Genomic DNA, 18385 nt, shown 5'->3' on the forward strand with positions numbered 1-18385 from the left:
AGAAACGAAGTGAATGACGACCTCACCCCAATTGGCGCGCGACGAGGCGACGCATGACCGCATGCGCAGGCACCCATAAACGATCGACGAGGCGCGCCGCAGTGCGGCCGCTCGGTCCCAGCTCCCCCAAACGCAAGACGCCGGCACAAGGCCGGCGTCTGCGTGACAGCACTCAGTGATGCGGTGGATCAGTGACCGGAGGCACCGGAAGCACCCAAACCGGTTTCAGCACGGATCTGCTGCGCCTTGAACGCGGAACGTTCGTTGGCCGCCTGCGGGCTGCGATCCAGGATCGAGAACAGCCAGATGCCGACAAAGCCAATCGTCATCGAGAACAGCGCCGGCGAGGTGTACGGGAACGGCGCCGAGCCAGCTGCATTGCCCAGCGTATCCACCCACACCGACGGCGACAGCACCGTCAGCACCAGCGAGGAAATCAGGCCCAGGAAGCCACCGACCACCGCACCGCGCGTGGTGCAGTTCTTCCACAACAAGGACAGGATCAGCACCGGGAAGTTGGCCGAGGCGGCGATGGCGAACGCCAGCGACACCATGAAGGCCACGTTCTGCTTCTCGAACACGATACCCAGCAGCACCGCGATCACGCCCAGTACCAGGGTGGTGACGCGCGAGACCTTCAGCTCCGAACCCGGCGCCGGATTGCCCTTCTTGATCACCGTGGCGTACAGGTCGTGCGACACCGCCGAAGCACCGGACAGGGTCAAACCTGCGACCACCGCCAGGATGGTGGCGAAGGCCACCGCCGAGATGAAGCCCATGAACACGTTGCCGCCCACTGCATTGCCGACCAGCACCGCCGCCATGTTGGCCGCACCCTTGCCGCCGTGAATGGTGCCGGTGGCAACATCGGCGAACTGTGGGTTGGTCAGCACCAGCGCGATCGCACCGAAGCCGATGATGAAGATCAGGATGTAGAAGTAGCCGATCCAGGTGGTCGCCCACAGCACCGACTTGCGTGCCTGCTTGGCATCGGGAACGGTGAAGAAGCGCATCAGGATGTGCGGCAGGCCGGCGGTGCCGAACATCAGCGCCATACCGAAGGAGATCGCCGAGATCGGGTCCTTGACGAAGCCGCCCGGCCCCATGATCGACAGGCCCGCTTTGGCTGCGTCCTCCGGCGACGCACCACCGTTGGCCGCAATCGCGGTCTTGACCCGCACGCCCTCGGCAAACAGCGCCTCGAAGCTGAAGTTGAAGTGCCACATGATCGCCACGGCCATGAAGGTCACGCCGGTCAGCAGCAACACCGCCTTGATGATCTGCACCCAGGTAGTGGCGGTCATGCCGCCGAACAGCACGTAGACCATCATCAGCACGCCGACCAGGGTCACCGCCACCCAGTAGTCCAACCCGAACAGCAACTTGATCAACGCACCGGCGCCGACCATCTGTGCGATCAGATAGAACAACACCACCACCAGCGTGCCCGATGCGGCAAAGCTGCGGATCGCGGTCGGCGCGAAGCGATAGCCGGCCACGTCGGCAAAGGTGTACTTGCCGAGGTTGCGCAGCCGTTCGGCCATCAGGAAGGTCAGGATCGGCCAACCGACCAGAAAGCCGATCGCGTAGATCAGGCCGTCGTAGCCATTGGCCATCACCGCCGCGGTAATGCCCAGGAACGAGGCCGCCGACATGAAGTCGCCCGCGATCGCCAGGCCGTTCTGGAAGCCGGTGATGCCACCGCCGGCGGTGTAGAAGTCAGAGGCCGATTTGGTCTTGGCCGCTGCCCACTTGGTGATCCACAAGGTGCCCAGCACGAAGAAGCCGAACATGCCGATCGCCACCCAGTTGGTGGGTTGCTTGTCGACCTGGCCCATGTCGCCGCCGGCGGCCAGTGCGAGGCCTGCCGGCAGCAGGCCGGCCAAAATCAGGAGAAGGCGCGAAGTCTTGCTCATTTGCGGGCTTCCTCCAGGATCTGCGCGGTCAGCTGGTCGTAGGTGTTGTTGGCACGACGCACGTAGATGGCGGTGATGATGATGGTGAACACCATCACTCCGATCGCGATCGGAATGCCGATCGAGGTCACCCCGGCGCCGATCGGTTTGGCGAGGAATTCCTTGTCGAAGGCGATCAGGCCGATGTAGCCGTAATAGGCGAGCAACATCAGCACGGTCAGCGTCCAGCCCAGCGTGTTGCGTTGGCGTTTGAGCGCGTGGTACTTCGGATTGGCATCGATCTTGGCGATCAGTGCTTCATTCGAGACGGTCATGGTCTGTCTCCTGGAGTGCGGGCGGCACGGCCCGCCCACATGCGTGGCGGGCCACCGGCGGGGTGAATCTTAGAAGCTGTACTTGGTGGTGAACTGCAGGCGCGAGATGTCGCCGGAATCGCCGTTTTCAGCTTCGCGGCGGCCGTACATCAGCTCTGCACCCACATCGACCTTGGGCAGCGGCGAATAGAAGACGTTGGCGCGGATGCTCTGCTGCGACTTGCTCGCCAGCCCGCCGGTATTGGCGATGTCGTGGTCGTAATCCACGCGCGAATACATGATGGTGCTGCGCAGCTTGGCGTTGTAGTCGTGGCGCCACGCCACCCAACCAGCCACGGTGCTGACGGTCTGGATGTTGCCGTCCATGTCGATTTCCACGTCCGAGCCGTTGCCCAGACCCAGATAGCGCCCCAGGCCTTCGCCGTAGCTGAGCTGATAGCGCAGGTCGTTGTTGGAGTTGATGATCCAGCGCCCGCCGCCGGCGATGGCGCCGCCGAAGTCGGTGTCGTTGGTCAGCGCGCTGCGGGTGCGGTACTGGCGCGCGATCGCCGACAGCCCGAACGTACCCCAGGTGCCCTTCCAGTTGTAGCGCGCGGTCAGATCCGGCATCGCGCCATGGTCCGAGGCCAGGATGGTGTTGCCACCCTGGTAGGGCGTGGTCAGCGTCTCGGGATTTTCTGCCGAAACACTGAAGGCACCGCGGGTGTAGCGAATCTGGGTCTGACGGCTGAACAGCGCACCGTCGGTCGGCCCGACGATGTCGGCGGCCTCGGGCAGGATCGTGGAATCGATGAAGTTGGACCAGGTCTGGCCGGCCAGCCAGTTGTTCCAGCTCATGTAGGCGTGCCGCAAGGTGCCGCCGTACAAGTTGTTGACCTGGTTGGCCAGCGCGTTGCCGAAGAAATCCAGTTCGATGAAGCCGGTGAGCTTGTCGCCGTTATCGGTGACGGTGTCCACGCCCAGATTGAAGCGCGAGAACTTGGCATGAAAGTCGGTGTCGGTGCTGGAGGCCTGGCCGCCGACCGGGGTCTGCGTCGGGATATACAGGTACCGCCCCACCGCGCCTTCGGGCAATGCGCCGTCGCTGGTGCGGGTGGTCATGAAATCGGCCTTGATGAAACCGCCAAAACGAAACGTTGTCCCCGGCAACGCGTTCGGCGTGATGCTGCTCAGCTGGATCGGCTTCTTGCCGGCAGGCACTACAGGTGCGGCCGGCGTCTGCGCCTGCAAGGTGCGCACCTCGGTCACCTGCGTCTGGGTCTGGGCAATCTGGCCCTGCTGTTGCTGCTGTGCAGAGACCAACATTTGTACCTGACGCTCGAGCTCGGCAATACGCGTTTCCAATGCCTTTTCCTTGGCCGTTTGCGCGAAGGCAACGCCCGGCAAAATGCTCGCCACAAACAACGCAGCCGCCAACGGATGGCGCACCAATGGTGCAGTACGGTGTTTCATAGACCCCTCTCCCCAATGAAGGCCTCGCGCTTGATGGCGATGCTGTGCGGAGCGTGAGGCAGTCCGCACTTGCGAGCCTATTCGCCTTTGGTCGTAGCTGCAACGCAGCATTCCACAAGATGACCGATCGTCGCACTAGAACCGGGAACGGATTTGGGATAACGCGCTCTGGCGGTTAAGACCAAGGTCTAAGGCCCGGTTGAACGCCGGGACAGAATGGATACGGCACACTGATTGTCTACCGAGGGCGGCTGTCGCGCTCTCTTCCGACAAGTTCATCGCAAGTGAGGGTGCCATGGCTGATGTTTATCCCGTCGATCCCGCGTTCGCCGCTGATGCGCGCATTACGCGCGAGCAGTACGCAACGCTGTACCGCGAATCGATCGAACACCCCGAGCAGTTCTGGGGCAAGGCCGCACAGCGGCTGGAGTGGTTCAAGCAACCCACCCAGGTAAAGGACGTCAGCTACGCGCTGGACGATTTCCACATCCGCTGGTTCGGCGATGGCGAGCTCAATGCCAGCGTCAACTGCCTGGATCGCCAGCTGGCCACGCGCGGCGACAAGACCGCGCTGTTGTTCGAACCCGACAGCCCGGACGCCGAGTCCTACCCGGTCACCTATCGCCAGTTGTACGAGCGCGTGTGCAAGCTCGGCAATGCGCTGCGCAATCTCGGCGTCAACAAGGGCGACCGCGTCACCATCTATATGCCGATGATTCCCGATGCAGCCGTGGCCATGCTCGCCTGTGCGCGCATCGGTGCGGTGCACTCGGTGGTGTTCGGCGGCTTTGCGGCCAACTCGATCGCCGACCGCGTGATCGATTGCCAGAGCAAGCTGATCATCACCGCCGACGAAGGCCTGCGCGGCGGCAAGAAGATTCCGCTCAAGGCCAATGTCGATGCGGCACTGAAACTGCCCGGCACCAACACCGTGGAAACGGTGCTGGTGGTGCGTCACACCGGTGGTGCGGTGGAGATGCAGGCACCGCGCGATCGCTGGTTCCATGATGTGGTCGACGGCCAGCCGGCCGAATGCGAACCCGAGCGCATGAACGCGGAAGATCCGTTGTTCATCCTCTACACCTCCGGTTCCACCGGCAAGCCCAAGGGCGTGCTGCACACCACCGCCGGCTATCTGCTGTTTGCCAGCTACACGCATGAAGTGGTGTTCGACCTGCGCGAGGACGACATCTACTGGTGCACCGCCGACGTGGGCTGGGTCACCGGCCACAGCTACATCGTCTACGGCCCGCTCGCCAACGGCGCCACCGCGGTGATGTTCGAAGGCGTGCCGAATTACCCCAACGTCTCGCGCTTCTGGGATGTGATCGACAAGCACAAGGTCAGCATCTTCTACACCGCGCCCACCGCGATCCGCGCACTGATGCGCGATGGCGAGGAGCCGGTGAAGAAGACCTCGCGCAAGAGCCTGCGTCTGCTCGGCAGCGTCGGCGAGCCGATCAACCCGGAAGCCTGGCGCTGGTACTACGAAGTGGTCGGCGACAGCCGCTGCCCGATCGTGGACACCTGGTGGCAGACCGAAACCGGCGGCATCCTGATCTCGCCGCTGGCCGGCGCGGTCGATCTCAAGCCGGGCTCGGCAACCCTGCCGTTCTTTGGCGTGCAACCGGCGCTGGTCGATGCCGAAGGCAAGATTCTGCAAGGCGCCACCGAAGGCAATCTGGTGCTGCTGGATTCGTGGCCGGGCCAGATGCGCTCGGTCTATGGCGACCATCAGCGTTTCATCGACACCTACTTCCGCACCTATCCGGGCAGCTACTTCACCGGCGACGGCTGCCGCCGCGATGCCGATGGCTATTACTGGATCACCGGTCGCGTGGACGATGTGATCAACGTGTCCGGCCACCGCATCGGCACCGCCGAAGTGGAAAGCGCACTGGTCTCGCACCCCAAGGTCGCCGAGGCGGCCGTGGTCGGCTTCCCGCACGACGTCAAGGGCCAGGGCATCTATGCCTATGTCACCTTGATCGCGGGCGAGACCCCGAGCGAAGAACTGCACAAGGAGTTGATCACCTGGGTGCGCAAGGAGATCGGCCCGATCGCCTCGCCGGATCACCTGCAATGGGCACCGGGCCTGCCGAAGACCCGCTCGGGCAAGATCATGCGCCGCATCCTGCGCAAGATCGCCGAGAACGCACCGGACCAACTCGGCGATACCTCGACCCTGGCCGATCCATCGGTGGTGGATTCGTTGGTGAGCGAGCGGTTGACGCGCTGACGCGCGTTGGGAATGGGGAGTTGGGAATGGGGAATCGGCAGAGCGGTTCCCTGAGGAGTGGAGAGTCGAGAGTGGGATTGGGGATTCGTAAAAGCGGGTTCCCGACCCACACATTCATTCATCGCTGCCAATTCTCATCTTCAAAGTCACCACACCGCTGTTGTCGTTGCTTGCCTTGCTGCTCTTCGCTGTTGCCTTTGCGATTCCCCACTCCCGATTCACGATTCACGGCCCCCCTCAATGACCACCCTGCTGATCGCCGACGACCATCCCCTGTTCCGTGAGGCCTTGCGCGGGGCGGTGCAGCGCGTGATGCCGGGAGTGCTGTTGTTCGAGGCCGACACGGTGGATGCGTTGTACACCCTGGCCGATGCGCAACCGGATGCCGATCTGTTGTTGATGGATCTCAACATGCCGGGCGCGCAGGGGTTCAGTGCGTTGGTGCACATGCGTTCACTGCATCCGCAGTTGCCGGTGGTGGTGGTGTCCGCACGCGAGGAGCCCACCGTGATGCGTCGCGCCATCGACCATGGCGCGTTCGGTTTCATTCCCAAATCCGCAGACTCGGACACCATCGGGCGCGCGTTGGCCACGGTGCTGGACGGCGAGCGCTGGATCCCGGCCGAAGCGCAGAACCTTCCACCCACCTGCAGCGAAGAACGTGAAGTGGGCCAGCGTCTGCGCGATCTCACCCCGCAACAATTCCGCGTGCTGCAGATGCTCGGCGCCGGGCGCCTCAACAAGCAGATCGCCTACGACTTTGGCGTGTCCGAAGCCACCATCAAGGCACATGTCACCGCGATCCTGCGCAAGCTCGGCGTCACCAACCGCACCCAGGCGGTGCTGATGGCCGGCAAGCTTGCCATCGATGCCGACGGCATCGTGCTGCCGCCGCCCGAGGAAGACTGAGCGCGGCCGACACACTGCTGCGGCCAGCAGTCACCACGTTTCGGTGCATCCGCAGACTGCAATCAGCGCAAAGACCGGCCGGTGCAGACCTTCGACGTGCTTTGCGGCGCTGGCACGTGCCACACCTCGTTGTCGTGTTCGTCGCTGCCTTCGTAGAGGGCGTAGCGCCCATCGTCCTGGCGATGCATGGTCGGGCTGAAGGTGATGAAATCGACCCGGCCGTCCGGGCCGATGAACTGCACCTCGCCTCCGCACACGAAATTGGACCCCGGTTCCTGACCCAGTGCAGCGCAGGTCACCTGCGAGGTCTCCGCACGCACGACGCGGCTCACTTTTGGCCTGATCAGGCCGCGGTCTGCGGCATCGCAGAAATAATCGGCGATGACCGTGCGCATCTCACGCTGCGACGGCATCCATGGCGGGCAGCTGTAGGCATCGGCCATGCAACTAGGAACAAGGCCTGCATTTTCAGGGAGATCCGGCGCAGCAGCGAGTGCGGTTGGACATGACAGCAACAGGCATGCGGCCGCAGCCAGCAGGAAAATATGGGAAGGCATTGCGCGTGCGGGTTCGGCATGGGGAGGAGCAATCTACCTTATGACCACGGCGCCCGTTCCGGCTGATGCGCGTGCACTGCATTGCGTTTGCCACGCAGTGCGCTGCATCGCAGCGTGCGATGCGTGCGGTACACCGCGACTGGCCCAGTGCCAGGTCCTCGCCCCGGTAGACGCCAGCACCGGATGCTGCGCATGTGCTCACTCTGCCAACACTTTCAGGCGCATGGCATGCTGTAAGCCTGCGGCGCGTCGGTGCGCGCCGGTCTTCAGGGGATCCATGCAGACGTTTTCTTTTTCGCGCAGCCCGCTTGTGCTGGCACTCGTGCTGGCCGCGCTCGGCTGCGGCAGTGCGCAGGCCAACGACAGCAGCTTCGGCGACGACAACGGCACCATCCGCCTGTTGCATCAGCCCGATATCAGCATGGACAAGGAAGCCTTGCTGCTCAGCGAGGAGCGCGTGCAGGTGGACTATGTGTTCACCAACAACAGCGAGCGTGCGTTGACTGTGCCGATCGCCTTCCCGATGCCGCCGATGTATTTCGGCATGGCCGACCATAGCGAGCTGACCGATTTCAAACTGTGGGTAGACGGCAAACCGATCGCCACCACGCGCAAACTCGTCGTGCTGCTGGACGATGGCAGCGATATCTCCAAGGCGTTCGCGGCGAGCGGCTGGAGTGCGCACGATGTTGCGACCTTCACCGAATCGGGCGCCGTGCCAAAAGGACGCAAGCCACTGCCTGCGCGCTGGATCGACTCCGACCAGCAGCCACGCTTCACGCTCAGCGAGTATTTCGTCTGGCAGCAACTGTTTCCCGCGCGGCGCAGCGTGCAGATCCGGCATGCGTACGCGCCCAGCGTGTCCACCGGCGTGCCGCAGAGCAGCGCGTTCCTGCTGGAGTCGTATGCGAAAGACACCTGTATTGAGCCCGCGACCAGAACCAGCATGCAACGCCGCGAAGGTGAGCACGGCCTGGGCTGGGCCAACCTGCGCTATGTGCTGACCACCGGCAAGAACTGGAACGGCCCGATCAAGGATTTTCAGCTGACCATCCGCAAGCAGGCGGCGAGCGACACGCTCAGCCTGTGCTTCGACGGCGCGCTGAAAAAGATCGACCCGCTGACCTTCCAGTTCAAGCAAACCAACTTCGTGCCGATGCGCGATCTCAACCTGCTGTTCGTGCGTCTTCCCGAGTGACGCACATGCAGGCGGGCGTGCACGTCGACTCGCACATCGACGACCGGCACGCCCTAGCGACCGAGCACGAGACCGATCGACACGCCAGGCCCGCTCTGCGCAAACGTTGCACACACCCAGACACATTTCTAGCAAGCCCAAGCGCTGTGGCGTGACCGCATCCACACGCGTGCACCGCGCGCCATCTCAGTTGTCGATATCACCATTGACCATGAGCTGATGCCCGGGCAAGTCTCGGACTCCCAGGACGCTTTGCGGAGATGGCATGACACGACGTGTTCCCTGGCTCTGGATCGGCCTGCTGGTGGCGTGTGCATTGATTGCAGCACTGGCATGGCAGAACAAACAACTGCGTGCGCAACAACAGCGGTTGCAGGCACGCATCAGCACACCGTATGACGGCATGTACGTGCCACGCATCGAAGTGACCGATACGCAGGGCCAACGTCATCTGCTTGGCGCGCCGCAGGGCCAGGCGCAGGTGCTGTTCTTTTTTACCACCACGTGTCCGTACTGCCAGCGCTCGGCACTCACTGTGCTGCGTACGGCGCGGCAATTACAGGCCAATTTGCCTGGCCGGCCCCAGTTACTTGGCGTGTGCCAGTGCGATGCGGCGCAGGCCGCGCGCTATGCACATGTGCATGGCTTCGATTTTCCGGTGGTCACGTTGACCGATCGTCGCGCGCTGATGTTGTTTCGTGCGCGCAAAGTGCCGCTGCTGATGGCCATCGATGGTGAGGGGCGCGTGCGCCATTCGCATCTGGGCGTCTTCGATACCACGGAGCGGGTGCAGGACCTGGTTGCCGCATTGCGCCGCACGGACGCGCCAGCGGCTTTTGCAACGGTAAAGGAGTAATGCATGAAGAAGCGTTGGGTAACTTTGCGGAGTGCGTTGATGGCGGCGACGTTTCTGGCCAGTACCGGTTTCGGTGCATTCCAGGTGATGGCAGTCGATAACGCACAGCCGAAAACCGAATCGTGCAGTGCATGGGCCTGCAAGGCGGAGTGTCCGGAGTTTGGCGGCGATTTAGGACAAGGCAACGTCTGCTACTGCTGCGGTTAAGAGCGGCGATCAAAACCACTGCGCAGCGGCCAGGCGGTCACGGCCGGTGCTCGCTACGTGTGGTTGGCCACTCTAGGTTCACGGCGGGGTCCCCCCGGACCCCGCCGTTTGCTTGCCAGCATCACTGCGTGCTGCAGACCGTGGTTGTGCCAGGCCAACTTGAGGTTCGGCAGGGATTCGTGAAAAAAAACAGCCAAAACTAAGCCAACTCGCTGTCAGCAAAGGTCTTGCCGAACCTTGAGCTGATCCGGGTATCAACCTGCCTGCCGACCCTCGACCTTGATCACGAACCGAAACTCGGCCCGTGAACTGAATTCGTATTTCATTCGCGTTTTTCGTATGCGACAGGGTGGGCAGGCGAAAGAATGCTAAATGTCTAGTTCCAAGACCGATGGGATTTTCGGGCTTTCAATGGGCTTTCAAATGGCAACGTCACCGATCAGCGCAACCAGTCGCGTCAGTTCACCCCTTACCGAGCAAGCTGAAGAGGGCAATGCACCACGAACGCGTCCCTCAACAGCACCCGCACCCCACCACCACCTATCTGGACTGCAATCTCGTCCGAAACGGCCGACAATCGGGGAGATGTCTGGGGGATCCTACATGGCGGCAACCCACTCCGGACAGGCCGCAACGTCAGCCACGGCAAGGGCGCTTGAGGCCCTGCTGCAAGTGCCCGCTGTCGCACGGAACGTGCCTGTGCCCGCCAACCTGCATGCCAACATCCTCAAACTGTTCAAAGAATCACCGGAACGCGACTGGCTCGGCCCTCAGGAACCGTGCACCGCGCAGCAGCTGCAGGCCATGCGCGGGACCCTGGCGGACTCTCCGGTGTGCTTCTACCCGTTGGGTGGCGCCGATGCCTACTACCCCACGTTGCTGAGCAACGCCAAGGTCACAGTCATGACCTGCGGGAATAGTTGGGGCAGCGTGGCGGACATAGGTCGCGCACTGAATGTCGAGGGGTCAGCCGGCGGTGTTGTGACCGGTGGCCAATTCGGAGGCTTCGATTCCAGTCGAGACTGGTACGTAAAGTCCGAGGAGCTCGGTTTCAGTCACGGGGCACTCGGCCCGCTTTCCGTGCTTCGCGCCATCGCGGCCCAGGCATTGAACGGAGAGCGTGTCAACGACATAAAGGTGTGCTGCTTCGATCTGGGAAGCGACGCCGGTGTTACCTATGCCGAGGCAAAGCAGGACAATGAACTGAACGACAACATCGCCTTCTGGACCACCACCACCGACGGAGCCCGCAAGCTGCACTTGTGCCTCAAGCTGGTTCTTCCCGATGACGAAAAGAACATCGGCAGCCTGCACGCGCTGTTGTCCAAGATCAGTGGCCCCGGGCAGACGTTGATGCTGGAAAAAGCAATTCCAGACAGGTTGTATACCACCAAAGCAGTCCAGAACGTCCTGGCGCCTCCAGCGACGCTCTTGAAAGCCATCGTGTGCGATGGCCAAGACCGATATAGCGCCGATTCCCAACCTGTCTATGCCGGCGGAACTTGGGTACAGGAAACCGTCAAGCTCAAGCGGGCTGAGGGCACTCCCGAGTGGAGCAGTGCTAAATTTGGCTACGGCGACTCTGTATTCATCCATCGGCCGGACCCCGCGGCCAAAGCACATGAGACCCACACCGCAACTCCCCCCCTGGCCATGGGCTTCCGCCGCATGTTCGGCCAGCGGAGAAACCAATGAGAGAGTCGGCCGGGATTCGTTAAAAATCCTGGGTCTTCGCGGATCACTGTGGGTGCAATCGAGCGTTTTCGGGTAGCGGCGGCATGAACCGCCCCGGGAACCTGATAGCGCTTGTTGGGATACGGGCGGCGGGCGACGACCTCGATGCCGTTGCGTAGCAGCAGACCGAACGGGGCAATCACAATATCGATCAGTTCGCACCGGGTGGGGATGCTGGATCAGCATGGGATTGCCTCATTGCCGGGCAGCCCACAGGTTGAGGCTGCGCGGTGTGGTCACCCGTGGAAGCAGGGTCCAGGACGCCACCGGAGTGCGCTGCGGGCGCGCTACGCGCCTTCGATCAGCAGGGGTGTGCGCACCGGCGTGCAAAGTCAGCGGCCAACTGTGCGGCCGCTTCCAGGCTCAGCATGTAGTGCCCCTAGGCCACCACCAGCGCGGCGAGGTCGGCCGACACCGCTTCCGGCGAACACACGAAGACATCAAGCGCAGCCACGCCGCGCACGGTGCAATACGCCTGGCCTGACACGTCGCCGACGTGGGGGCGAGGTGGACGCCGAATTGAGGCTCGGCAGGGATTCGTTAGAAATCCTTTGCTGACAGCGAGTTGGCTCACTTTTGGCTGTTTTTTACACGAATCCCTGCCGACCCCCAACTTGGGCATTGGGGCAGGAACGACGCGCTGAACCAACGCCCGCCGTTATGCTGCACTGCAGCGTGATCTGTTCACTTATGATTGCGATATTCATATGCGAACAGTCCGGCACCGGCCGGCTGGTGGACGTTGCGATGCCCAGCTGCTGCTTTCCAGATTCCGTACGCGCCTGCCTGACCATCGCAAACCCTGCGGAGCGTTGCGCGTGAGCGTTGTGCGGAAGCAGTTGGGCAGCACCAACGTGCAGCTCTCAGCGCTGGGGTTTGGCGCTGCGCCGATCGGCAATCTGTACACCGAAGTCGACGAGGGCGACGCACTGGCTGCAGTGGCCGGCGCGTTCGAGGCCGGCATCCGCCATTTCGACAGCGCGCCTTATTACGGCTATGGGCTAAGCGAGACGCGGCTGGGCCGCGGCTTGGCCGGTGTGCCGCGCGCTGCCTACACGCTGTCGACCAAGGTCGGGCGCTGCCTCTACGACGATGCGCAGGCCGCTGCCGGCCGCGACGGCTTTGCGGTGGCCGGCCGCCGCGCCGCGTTCGACTACAGCGGCGACGGCGTGCGGCGCGCGTTCGCCTCGAGTCTGGAGCGCCTGGGCACCGATTACATCGACGTGCTGCTGCTGCACGACATCGGCACGCTGACCCACGGCGACAACCACGCCAACGTGCTGCGCCAGGCCTTGGAGGAGGCCTTGCCGGCGATGGCGGCGCTGAAGGCGGCCGGTGCCTGCGGGGCGATCGGGCTGGGCGTCAACGAGCAGGAGGTGGCACTGGAGGTGTTGCCACGCTTCCCGCTCGACTGCGTGATGCTGGCCGGCCGCTACACGCTGCTGGAACAGCATGGCGCGCGCGCGCTGCTCGATCAGGCACAGCAGCGCAACGTGGCGATCCTGTCGGCCGGCCCATATAGCTCTGGCCTGCTCAGCGACGCGCGCGGCCCCGGTGCGACCTACAACTACGCCCCGGTCGATACCGCCACCTTGCAGCACGCGCAGCGCCTGTACGCTGCCTGCGCGGCGTTCGATGTGGATATCGGTGCAGTGGCGCTGCAGTTCCCGCTGGCGCATCCGGCAGTGACCACCGTGGTGGCCGGCATGCGCACCGTGGCCGAGGTGCAATCGGCCGCCACGCGCCTGCAGACATCGATTCCGCCAGCGCTGTGGCAACGCCTGCGCGATGATGGCCTGCTCGCTGCGGACATGCCCACGCCATGAGCCGCATCGACGCGCACCTGCATTTCTGGCAGCTGGCCCGTGGCGATTACCACTGGCTCACGCCCGAACTGGCGCCGCTTTATCGCGACTTCGGCCCAGCCGATATCGGCCAGGCGCTGGACGCTGCCGATATTGAGAGCGTGGTGGTGGTGCAGGCCGCCGCGACCGAGGCCGAAACCCGTTACCTGTTCGAACTGGCGCGCGCCAATGCGCGTATTGCCGGCGTGGTCGGTTGGGTCGATTTCGCCGCGCCCGATGCCACCGCGCGCATCGAGGCGCTGGTGCGCGACGGCGGCGGTGTGCTCAAGGGCCTGCGCCCGATGGTGCAGGACATCGCCGATGTGCAATGGCTGGCCCAGCCCGACCTGGATGCCGCCTTCGACGCATTGATCGCGCACGATCTGGCGTTCGATGCCTTGATCCGCAGCGTGCATGTGCCGGCGCTGCAAACGCGCCTGAAGCGCCACCCGGACCTGCGCGTGGTCGTCGATCACGGCGGCAAGCCGCAGATCGCTGCGGGCGAATTCGTTGCCTGGGCGGCCGGCATGGCCGCGCTGGCGCAGCATCCCACTGTGCACTGCAAGCTCTCCGGGCTGCTCACCGAAGCAGCGCGCGGTGCCGGCGTGGAGGCGCTGGAGCCGTATGTCGGCCATCTGTTCGCACGCTTCGGCGCGCAACGCCTGCTATGGGGCAGCGACTGGCCGGTGCTGACCCAACGCGCCGATTACACGCATTGGTTCGAGATCGCACAGCACCTGGTCGCCAAACACGCCGACGGCCACGCTGCAGCGGTGTTCGGCGACAACGCACGCACGTTCTATCGTCTGCCACGGCCGGCGGCCCCCACCCACGGAATCTCTTCGGTATGACTGTCTCGATCTCTACAACTCCCAACGACCGCCTGCATGGCAAGCGCTGCCTGATCACCGCCGCCGGCGCCGGCATCGGCCGCGAAAGCGCGCTGGCCTGCGCACGCGCCGGCGCGCAGGTGATCGCCACCGATATCGATGCCGCGGCCTTGCAGGCGCTGGCGGCCGAATCGGAGGCCATCACCACCCAACTGCTCGATGTCACCGATGCCTCGGCGATTGCCGCACTGGTCGCGACGCACGGCCCGTTCGATGTGTTGTTCAACTGCGCCGGCTTCGTGCACCAGGGCAGCATTCTCGATTGCGACGAGCCGGCCTGGCGCCGCTCGTTTTCGATCAACGTCGATGCGATGTACTACACCTGCAAGGCGGTACTGCCGGGCATGCTCGAACGCGGCCGCGGCAGCATCATCAACATGTCCTCGGTCGCCTCCAGCATCAAGGGCGTGCCCAACCGCTTCGTCTACGGCGTGACCAAGGCCGCCGTGATCGGCCTGAGCAAGGCCATCGCTGCCGATTACGTGGCGCAGGGCGTGCGTTGCAACGCGATCTGCCCGGGCACCATCAAGACGCCGTCGCTGGGCCAGCGCGTGCAAGCGCTGGGCGGCGACGAACAGGCGGTGTGGAAGAGCTTCACCGACCGCCAGCCGATGGGCCGCCTGGGCGACCCGCGCGAGATCGCGCAGCTGGTGGTGTATCTGGCCTCGGACGAATCCTCGTTCACCACCGGCCAGACCCACATCATCGATGGCGGTTGGTCCAACTGAGTGCGGCAACGCATCGCGGCGCAGCCCACCGCAACGTGGGCGCGGCTAGTGCCAGATGCGATCTGCACCGCTCGTCCGCCTTGATCTGAGTACGCCGTGCTTACCCACCCGATGCACGCGCGCTAGGTTTGCTAGCCGCTCCATTCCTCACCTGCAAAGGAAGACTGCATGAAACTCGTACGCGTTGGCGCCCCCGGCCAGGAACGTCCCGGCTTGATCGATAACGAAGGCCGCATCCGCGATTTGAGCGGCGTGATCGACGATGTGGCCGGCGAGCACATCACTAATGCCGGCCTGGACACACTGCGTGCGCTGGACGTGTCCACGCTGCCGCTGCTCGAAGGCGAGCTGCGCTATGGCGCCGCAGTGGGGCAGATCGGCAAGTTCATCTGCGTGGGGTTGAATTACGCCGACCACGCGGCCGAATCGGGCATGGACGTGCCCAAGATGCCGATCCTGTTCATGAAGGCCACCACCGCGGTGAGCGGCCCCAACGACACCGTGATCATCCCGCGCGGCTCGGTCAAGAGCGACTGGGAAGTGGAACTGGGCGTGGTGATCGGCGATGTGGCGCGCGATGTCTCGGTGGACGAAGCGCTGAATCACGTCGCGGGCTACGCGGTGATCAACGATCTGTCCGAGCGCGAATTCCAGCTCGAACACGGCGGCCAGTGGGTCAAGGGCAAGAGCGCCGACACCTTCGGCCCGATCGGCCCGTGGCTGGTCACCCGCGATGAAATCGCCGACCCGCAGAACCTGTCGATGTGGCTGGAGGTCAATGGCCACCGCTACCAGAACGGCAGCACCCGCACGATGGTGTTCGGCGTGGCCGAACTGGTCAGCCACATCAGCCGCTACATGACGCTGATGCCGGGCGATGTGATCAGCACCGGCACCCCGCCGGGCGTGGGCCTGGGCCAGAAGCCGCCGGTGTATCTGAAGCCGGGCGACGTGATGGAACTGGAGATCGAAGGCCTGGGTCGCCAGCGCCAGCCGGTGGTGGCGCATCCGCGTGATGCTGCTTGAGGGCCATCGGCTTCCCGGACCTTGGTTCTCCAAGAAGATTGAGTGAAGGTAAGTGGCTAAGTATCCGCACGAAGCAGCCTAAAGCCCCTCTCCCCTCGGGGCACCAAGGCACGGCTTGCGCGCCACTAGCGCGCGTGCGTTGGTGCGCCCGCGCCGCAAGCGCGGGCCGGGGCGCGGAGCGGGGGTTGGGGTGAGGGTACGTAGCGACGTATCCAAGCAGTTTGTCGCGATGTGCCTTTGTCGTTAGGCGTGACATGTCGGCACGTGTGTCGATGTGTCATGCGCAAATTTTTTTAAGCGGCGTGCGAGGGCGTTGAACTTCCAAGCGCTGTCGCGCGTTGATATCGACACGCAGTTGGTCGTGCAGTGATTCGTTGATCTGCGTTGTTCGTTGATCTGCGTTGCAAACGCATGAGTACCTGCAGCGCTTCAACATAGTCGGCGCTGCGCGTTCGTACCCTCACCCCAACCCCTCTCCCGGTGGGAGAGGGGCTCTGCCACCTTTCTCCGTTTCCGTTCCCCCGTTTCAGTTTTATTTCGCGCGTTTTATTCCCGTCTTCCATTGCCCAGGACTTCCATGAGCACCATCATCGCCCTCGATACCCACGACGTCCGCTTCCCCACCTCGCGCGAGCTCGATGGGTCGGATGCGATGAATCCGGATCCGGATTACTCGGCCGCGTATGTCGTGCTGCGCACCGATGCACCGGACGACCTGGCCGGTTATGGTCTGGTGTTCACCATCGGCCGCGGCAACGATGTGCAGACCGCCGCCGTGGCTGCACTGGCCGAACATGTGGTCGGCCTGCACGTGGAAGACGTCATCGCCGATCTGGGCGCATTCGCGCGCCTGCTTACCAACGATTCGCAGCTGCGCTGGCTGGGCCCGGAAAAGGGCGTGATGCATATGGCGATCGGCGCGGTGATCAACGCCGCCTGGGATCTGGCCGCACGCGCGGCGAGAAAGCCGCTATGGCGTTACATCGCCGAGCTCAGCCCAGAGCAACTGGTCGATACCATCGACTTCCGCTACCTCACCGACGCGCTCACCCGCGACGAAGCGCTGGCGATCCTGCGCGATGCACAACCGCAGCGCGCGCAACGCATCGCCACGCTGATCGAACAGGGCTACCCCGCCTACACCACCTCGCCTGGCTGGCTCGGCTACTCCGACGAGAAACTGGTGCGGCTGGCCAAGGAAGCGGTGGCCGATGGCTTCCGCACCATCAAGCTCAAGGTCGGCGCCAACGTGCAGGACGACATCCGCCGCTGCCGCCTGGCGCGTGAGGCGATCGGCCCGGACATCGCGATGGCGGTGGACGCTAATCAGCGCTGGGACGTGGGCCCGGCGATCGACTGGATGCGCCAGCTGGCCGAATTCGACATCGCCTGGATCGAAGAACCCACCAGCCCGGACGATGTGCTCGGCCACGCGGCGATCCGCCGGGGCATCACCCCGGTGCCGGTTTCCACCGGCGAACACACCCAGAACCGGGTGGTGTTCAAGCAGCTGCTGCAGGCCGGTGCGGTGGACCTGATCCAGATCGACGCCGCGCGCGTCGGCGGCGTCAACGAAAACCTCGCCATCCTGCTGCTGGCCGCCAAGTTCAACATCCGCGTCTTTCCGCACGCCGGCGGCGTCGGCCTGTGCGAACTGGTGCAACACCTGGCCATGGCCGACTTCGTGGCCATCACCGGCAAGATGGAAGACCGCGCCATCGAATTTGTCGACCATCTGCACCAGCACTTCCTGGACCCGGTGCGCATCCAGCACGGCCGCTATCTGGCACCGCAAGCCGCCGGCTTCTCCGCCGAAATGCACCCTGCCTCCATCGCAGAATTCCGCTATCCCGACGGCCGCTTCTGGGTCGAAGACCTGGCCGCTTCGAAGGCGTAATCGAACGCATTGCAAAGCGTAGATCGCATCACTGTAGGAGCGGCGGCAGCCGCGATGGGCTTGCTCGATTGCCTGATCGCGACTGAAGCCGTTTTTTAGAGTGGCTAACAACACGTCGCGAGCAGTCGCCAGGGGCGTGCGGACGTGATCAGCTGCCTGGCTGCAGGGCCCTTGCCCGCCCACCATCGCAGGACACGCTGCAAGTACGTCCCTGTAAGCTCTTACGCGGCATCCATGCCGCGTAAGGTCCCGCGACGGTGGGCGGGCAAGGACCAGTCGAGATGGTCGGTGTTCATGCTTTTGAACAAGGCAACCTACAACTGTCTGGCGCGGTGTCCTCACCGATTGCGGGACCGTGTGGCGGCATGGATGCCGCCACCGAGCCTACAGGGACGTACTTGCGGCGTGTCCCGCAAGCGGTGAGGGCACCGCGCCCTCGACCGACTCAGCGTTGGACCTGACTTCTGACTGCATCCACCAAGATGCGGCCGACAACACCACCGCACTCACTGACAGTCGAACGCTCGCTAGCTTTTGTTAGCCGCTTTAGTTGGAGCGTTTGCGATGCACGGGCTTAGCACCTGCCAGCCGCGCGGCACCAGCGTCAATGCATCACGC

At 63.8% G+C, this 18385-nt stretch carries 16 protein-coding genes and 1 pseudogene; 12 read left to right on the plus strand and 5 right to left on the minus strand.

Annotated elements, in window-relative coordinates; translation table 11 throughout:
• Positions 1 to 188: 188 nt before the first annotated feature.
• From XcyCFBP4188_RS10370 to XcyCFBP4188_RS10380, 3 genes are all read right to left on the minus strand, one after another.
• A complete protein-coding gene (locus XcyCFBP4188_RS10370) occupies positions 189 to 1916 on the minus strand; it encodes a cation acetate symporter (RefSeq protein WP_006451667.1) in 1728 nt (575 codons plus the stop codon).
• The gene (locus XcyCFBP4188_RS10375) at positions 1913 to 2230 is read right to left on the minus strand and encodes a DUF485 domain-containing protein (RefSeq protein WP_006451668.1); all 318 of its coding nucleotides are present in this window, start codon (positions 2228 to 2230) and stop codon (positions 1913 to 1915) included. The genes XcyCFBP4188_RS10370 and XcyCFBP4188_RS10375 overlap by 4 nt, the downstream gene beginning before the upstream one ends.
• Positions 2231 to 2299: 69 nt before the next feature.
• Positions 2300 to 3682: a DcaP family trimeric outer membrane transporter gene (locus XcyCFBP4188_RS10380; protein WP_162498289.1), complete on the minus strand. Its 1383-nt coding sequence runs from the start codon at positions 3680 to 3682 to the stop codon at positions 2300 to 2302.
• Between the two features lie 295 nt (positions 3683 to 3977).
• Between XcyCFBP4188_RS10380 and acs the strand changes: the two genes are divergently transcribed.
• Both acs and XcyCFBP4188_RS10390 read left to right on the plus strand, forming a co-directional pair.
• Positions 3978 to 5921, plus strand: a complete 1944-nt coding sequence (gene acs, locus XcyCFBP4188_RS10385) for an acetate--CoA ligase (RefSeq protein ID WP_006451670.1) — start codon at positions 3978 to 3980, stop codon at positions 5919 to 5921.
• Between the two features lie 240 nt (positions 5922 to 6161).
• A complete protein-coding gene (locus tag XcyCFBP4188_RS10390) occupies positions 6162 to 6830 on the plus strand; it encodes a response regulator transcription factor (protein WP_006451671.1) in 669 nt (222 codons plus the stop codon).
• Positions 6831 to 6892: 62 nt separating this feature from the next.
• On the opposite strand, the gene XcyCFBP4188_RS10395 is transcribed toward XcyCFBP4188_RS10390, so the two are convergent.
• Complete coding sequence (locus XcyCFBP4188_RS10395) at positions 6893 to 7225, minus strand: hypothetical protein (protein WP_233397288.1); 333 nt, start codon at positions 7223 to 7225, stop codon at positions 6893 to 6895.
• Between the two features lie 439 nt (positions 7226 to 7664).
• On the opposite strand from XcyCFBP4188_RS10395, the gene XcyCFBP4188_RS10400 reads away from it, so the two are divergent.
• The 4 genes from XcyCFBP4188_RS10400 (at position 7665) to XcyCFBP4188_RS22590 (ending at position 11343) form a co-directional block, all read left to right on the plus strand.
• Positions 7665 to 8585, plus strand: coding sequence for a DUF4424 domain-containing protein (locus XcyCFBP4188_RS10400; protein ID WP_006451673.1), 921 nt, complete (start codon positions 7665 to 7667; stop codon positions 8583 to 8585).
• Positions 8586 to 8877: 292 nt separating this feature from the next.
• Positions 8878 to 9441, plus strand: a complete 564-nt coding sequence (locus tag XcyCFBP4188_RS10405) for a peroxiredoxin family protein (protein ID WP_172839286.1) — start codon at positions 8878 to 8880, stop codon at positions 9439 to 9441.
• A 3-nt stretch (positions 9442 to 9444) separates the two neighbouring features.
• Entirely contained in the window at positions 9445 to 9648 is a 204-nt protein-coding gene (locus XcyCFBP4188_RS10410; RefSeq protein WP_023905662.1) for a hypothetical protein, read from the plus strand.
• A 699-nt stretch (positions 9649 to 10347) separates the two neighbouring features.
• On the plus strand, positions 10348 to 11343 hold the full coding sequence (locus XcyCFBP4188_RS22590; protein ID WP_146094049.1) for a hypothetical protein: 996 nt from the start codon (positions 10348 to 10350) through the stop codon (positions 11341 to 11343).
• 110 nt (positions 11344 to 11453) lie between these two features.
• Here XcyCFBP4188_RS22590 and XcyCFBP4188_RS23385 read toward each other — a convergent pair.
• Positions 11454 to 11555 (minus strand): annotated as a pseudogene (locus tag XcyCFBP4188_RS23385) (DUF6012 family protein); the annotation flags it as partial.
• Between the two features lie 403 nt (positions 11556 to 11958).
• On the opposite strand from XcyCFBP4188_RS23385, the gene XcyCFBP4188_RS23770 reads away from it, so the two are divergent.
• The 6 genes from XcyCFBP4188_RS23770 (at position 11959) to XcyCFBP4188_RS10455 (ending at position 17767) form a co-directional block, all read left to right on the plus strand.
• Positions 11959 to 12204, plus strand: coding sequence for a hypothetical protein (locus tag XcyCFBP4188_RS23770; protein ID WP_374728837.1), 246 nt, complete (start codon positions 11959 to 11961; stop codon positions 12202 to 12204).
• Entirely contained in the window at positions 12195 to 13208 is a 1014-nt protein-coding gene (locus XcyCFBP4188_RS10435) for an aldo/keto reductase (protein ID WP_006451396.1), read from the plus strand. The genes XcyCFBP4188_RS23770 and XcyCFBP4188_RS10435 overlap by 10 nt, the downstream gene beginning before the upstream one ends.
• A complete protein-coding gene (locus XcyCFBP4188_RS10440) occupies positions 13205 to 14077 on the plus strand; it encodes an amidohydrolase family protein (protein ID WP_006451395.1) in 873 nt (290 codons plus the stop codon). Before XcyCFBP4188_RS10435 ends, XcyCFBP4188_RS10440 begins: the two co-directional genes overlap by 4 nt.
• On the plus strand, positions 14074 to 14844 hold the full coding sequence (locus XcyCFBP4188_RS10445) for an SDR family oxidoreductase (RefSeq protein WP_006451394.1): 771 nt from the start codon (positions 14074 to 14076) through the stop codon (positions 14842 to 14844). The genes XcyCFBP4188_RS10440 and XcyCFBP4188_RS10445 overlap by 4 nt, the downstream gene beginning before the upstream one ends.
• A gap of 168 nt (positions 14845 to 15012) precedes the next feature.
• Complete coding sequence (locus tag XcyCFBP4188_RS10450) at positions 15013 to 15870, plus strand: fumarylacetoacetate hydrolase family protein (RefSeq protein WP_006451393.1); 858 nt, start codon at positions 15013 to 15015, stop codon at positions 15868 to 15870.
• A 577-nt stretch (positions 15871 to 16447) separates the two neighbouring features.
• Entirely contained in the window at positions 16448 to 17767 is a 1320-nt protein-coding gene (locus tag XcyCFBP4188_RS10455; protein ID WP_006451392.1) for an L-fuconate dehydratase, read from the plus strand.
• The last annotated feature ends 618 nt before the right edge of the window (positions 17768 to 18385 follow it).

It is taken from the genome of Xanthomonas hortorum pv. cynarae (assembly GCF_002939985.1).
Taxonomy (GTDB): Bacteria; Pseudomonadota; Gammaproteobacteria; order Xanthomonadales; family Xanthomonadaceae; genus Xanthomonas; species Xanthomonas hortorum_D.

What these genes read in the sequence shown, in the direction of transcription:
- XcyCFBP4188_RS10370 (WP_006451667.1), bottom strand. Translation starts at nt 1,916, where the DNA reads ATGAGCAAGACTTCGCGCCTTCTCCTGATTTTGGCCGGCCTGCTGCCG.
- XcyCFBP4188_RS10375 (WP_006451668.1), bottom strand. Translation starts at nt 2,230, where the DNA reads ATGACCGTCTCGAATGAAGCACTGATCGCCAAGATCGATGCCAATCCG.
- XcyCFBP4188_RS10380 (WP_162498289.1), bottom strand. Translation starts at nt 3,682, where the DNA reads ATGAAACACCGTACTGCACCATTGGTGCGCCATCCGTTGGCGGCTGCG.
- acs (WP_006451670.1), top strand. Translation starts at nt 3,978, where the DNA reads ATGGCTGATGTTTATCCCGTCGATCCCGCGTTCGCCGCTGATGCGCGC.
- XcyCFBP4188_RS10390 (WP_006451671.1), top strand. Translation starts at nt 6,162, where the DNA reads ATGACCACCCTGCTGATCGCCGACGACCATCCCCTGTTCCGTGAGGCC.
- XcyCFBP4188_RS10395 (WP_233397288.1), bottom strand. Translation starts at nt 7,225, where the DNA reads ATGCGCACGGTCATCGCCGATTATTTCTGCGATGCCGCAGACCGCGGC.
- XcyCFBP4188_RS10400 (WP_006451673.1), top strand. Translation starts at nt 7,665, where the DNA reads ATGCAGACGTTTTCTTTTTCGCGCAGCCCGCTTGTGCTGGCACTCGTG.
- XcyCFBP4188_RS10410 (WP_023905662.1), top strand. Translation starts at nt 9,445, where the DNA reads ATGAAGAAGCGTTGGGTAACTTTGCGGAGTGCGTTGATGGCGGCGACG.
- XcyCFBP4188_RS10440 (WP_006451395.1), top strand. Translation starts at nt 13,205, where the DNA reads ATGAGCCGCATCGACGCGCACCTGCATTTCTGGCAGCTGGCCCGTGGC.
- XcyCFBP4188_RS10445 (WP_006451394.1), top strand. Translation starts at nt 14,074, where the DNA reads ATGACTGTCTCGATCTCTACAACTCCCAACGACCGCCTGCATGGCAAG.
- XcyCFBP4188_RS10450 (WP_006451393.1), top strand. Translation starts at nt 15,013, where the DNA reads ATGAAACTCGTACGCGTTGGCGCCCCCGGCCAGGAACGTCCCGGCTTG.
- XcyCFBP4188_RS10455 (WP_006451392.1), top strand. Translation starts at nt 16,448, where the DNA reads ATGAGCACCATCATCGCCCTCGATACCCACGACGTCCGCTTCCCCACC.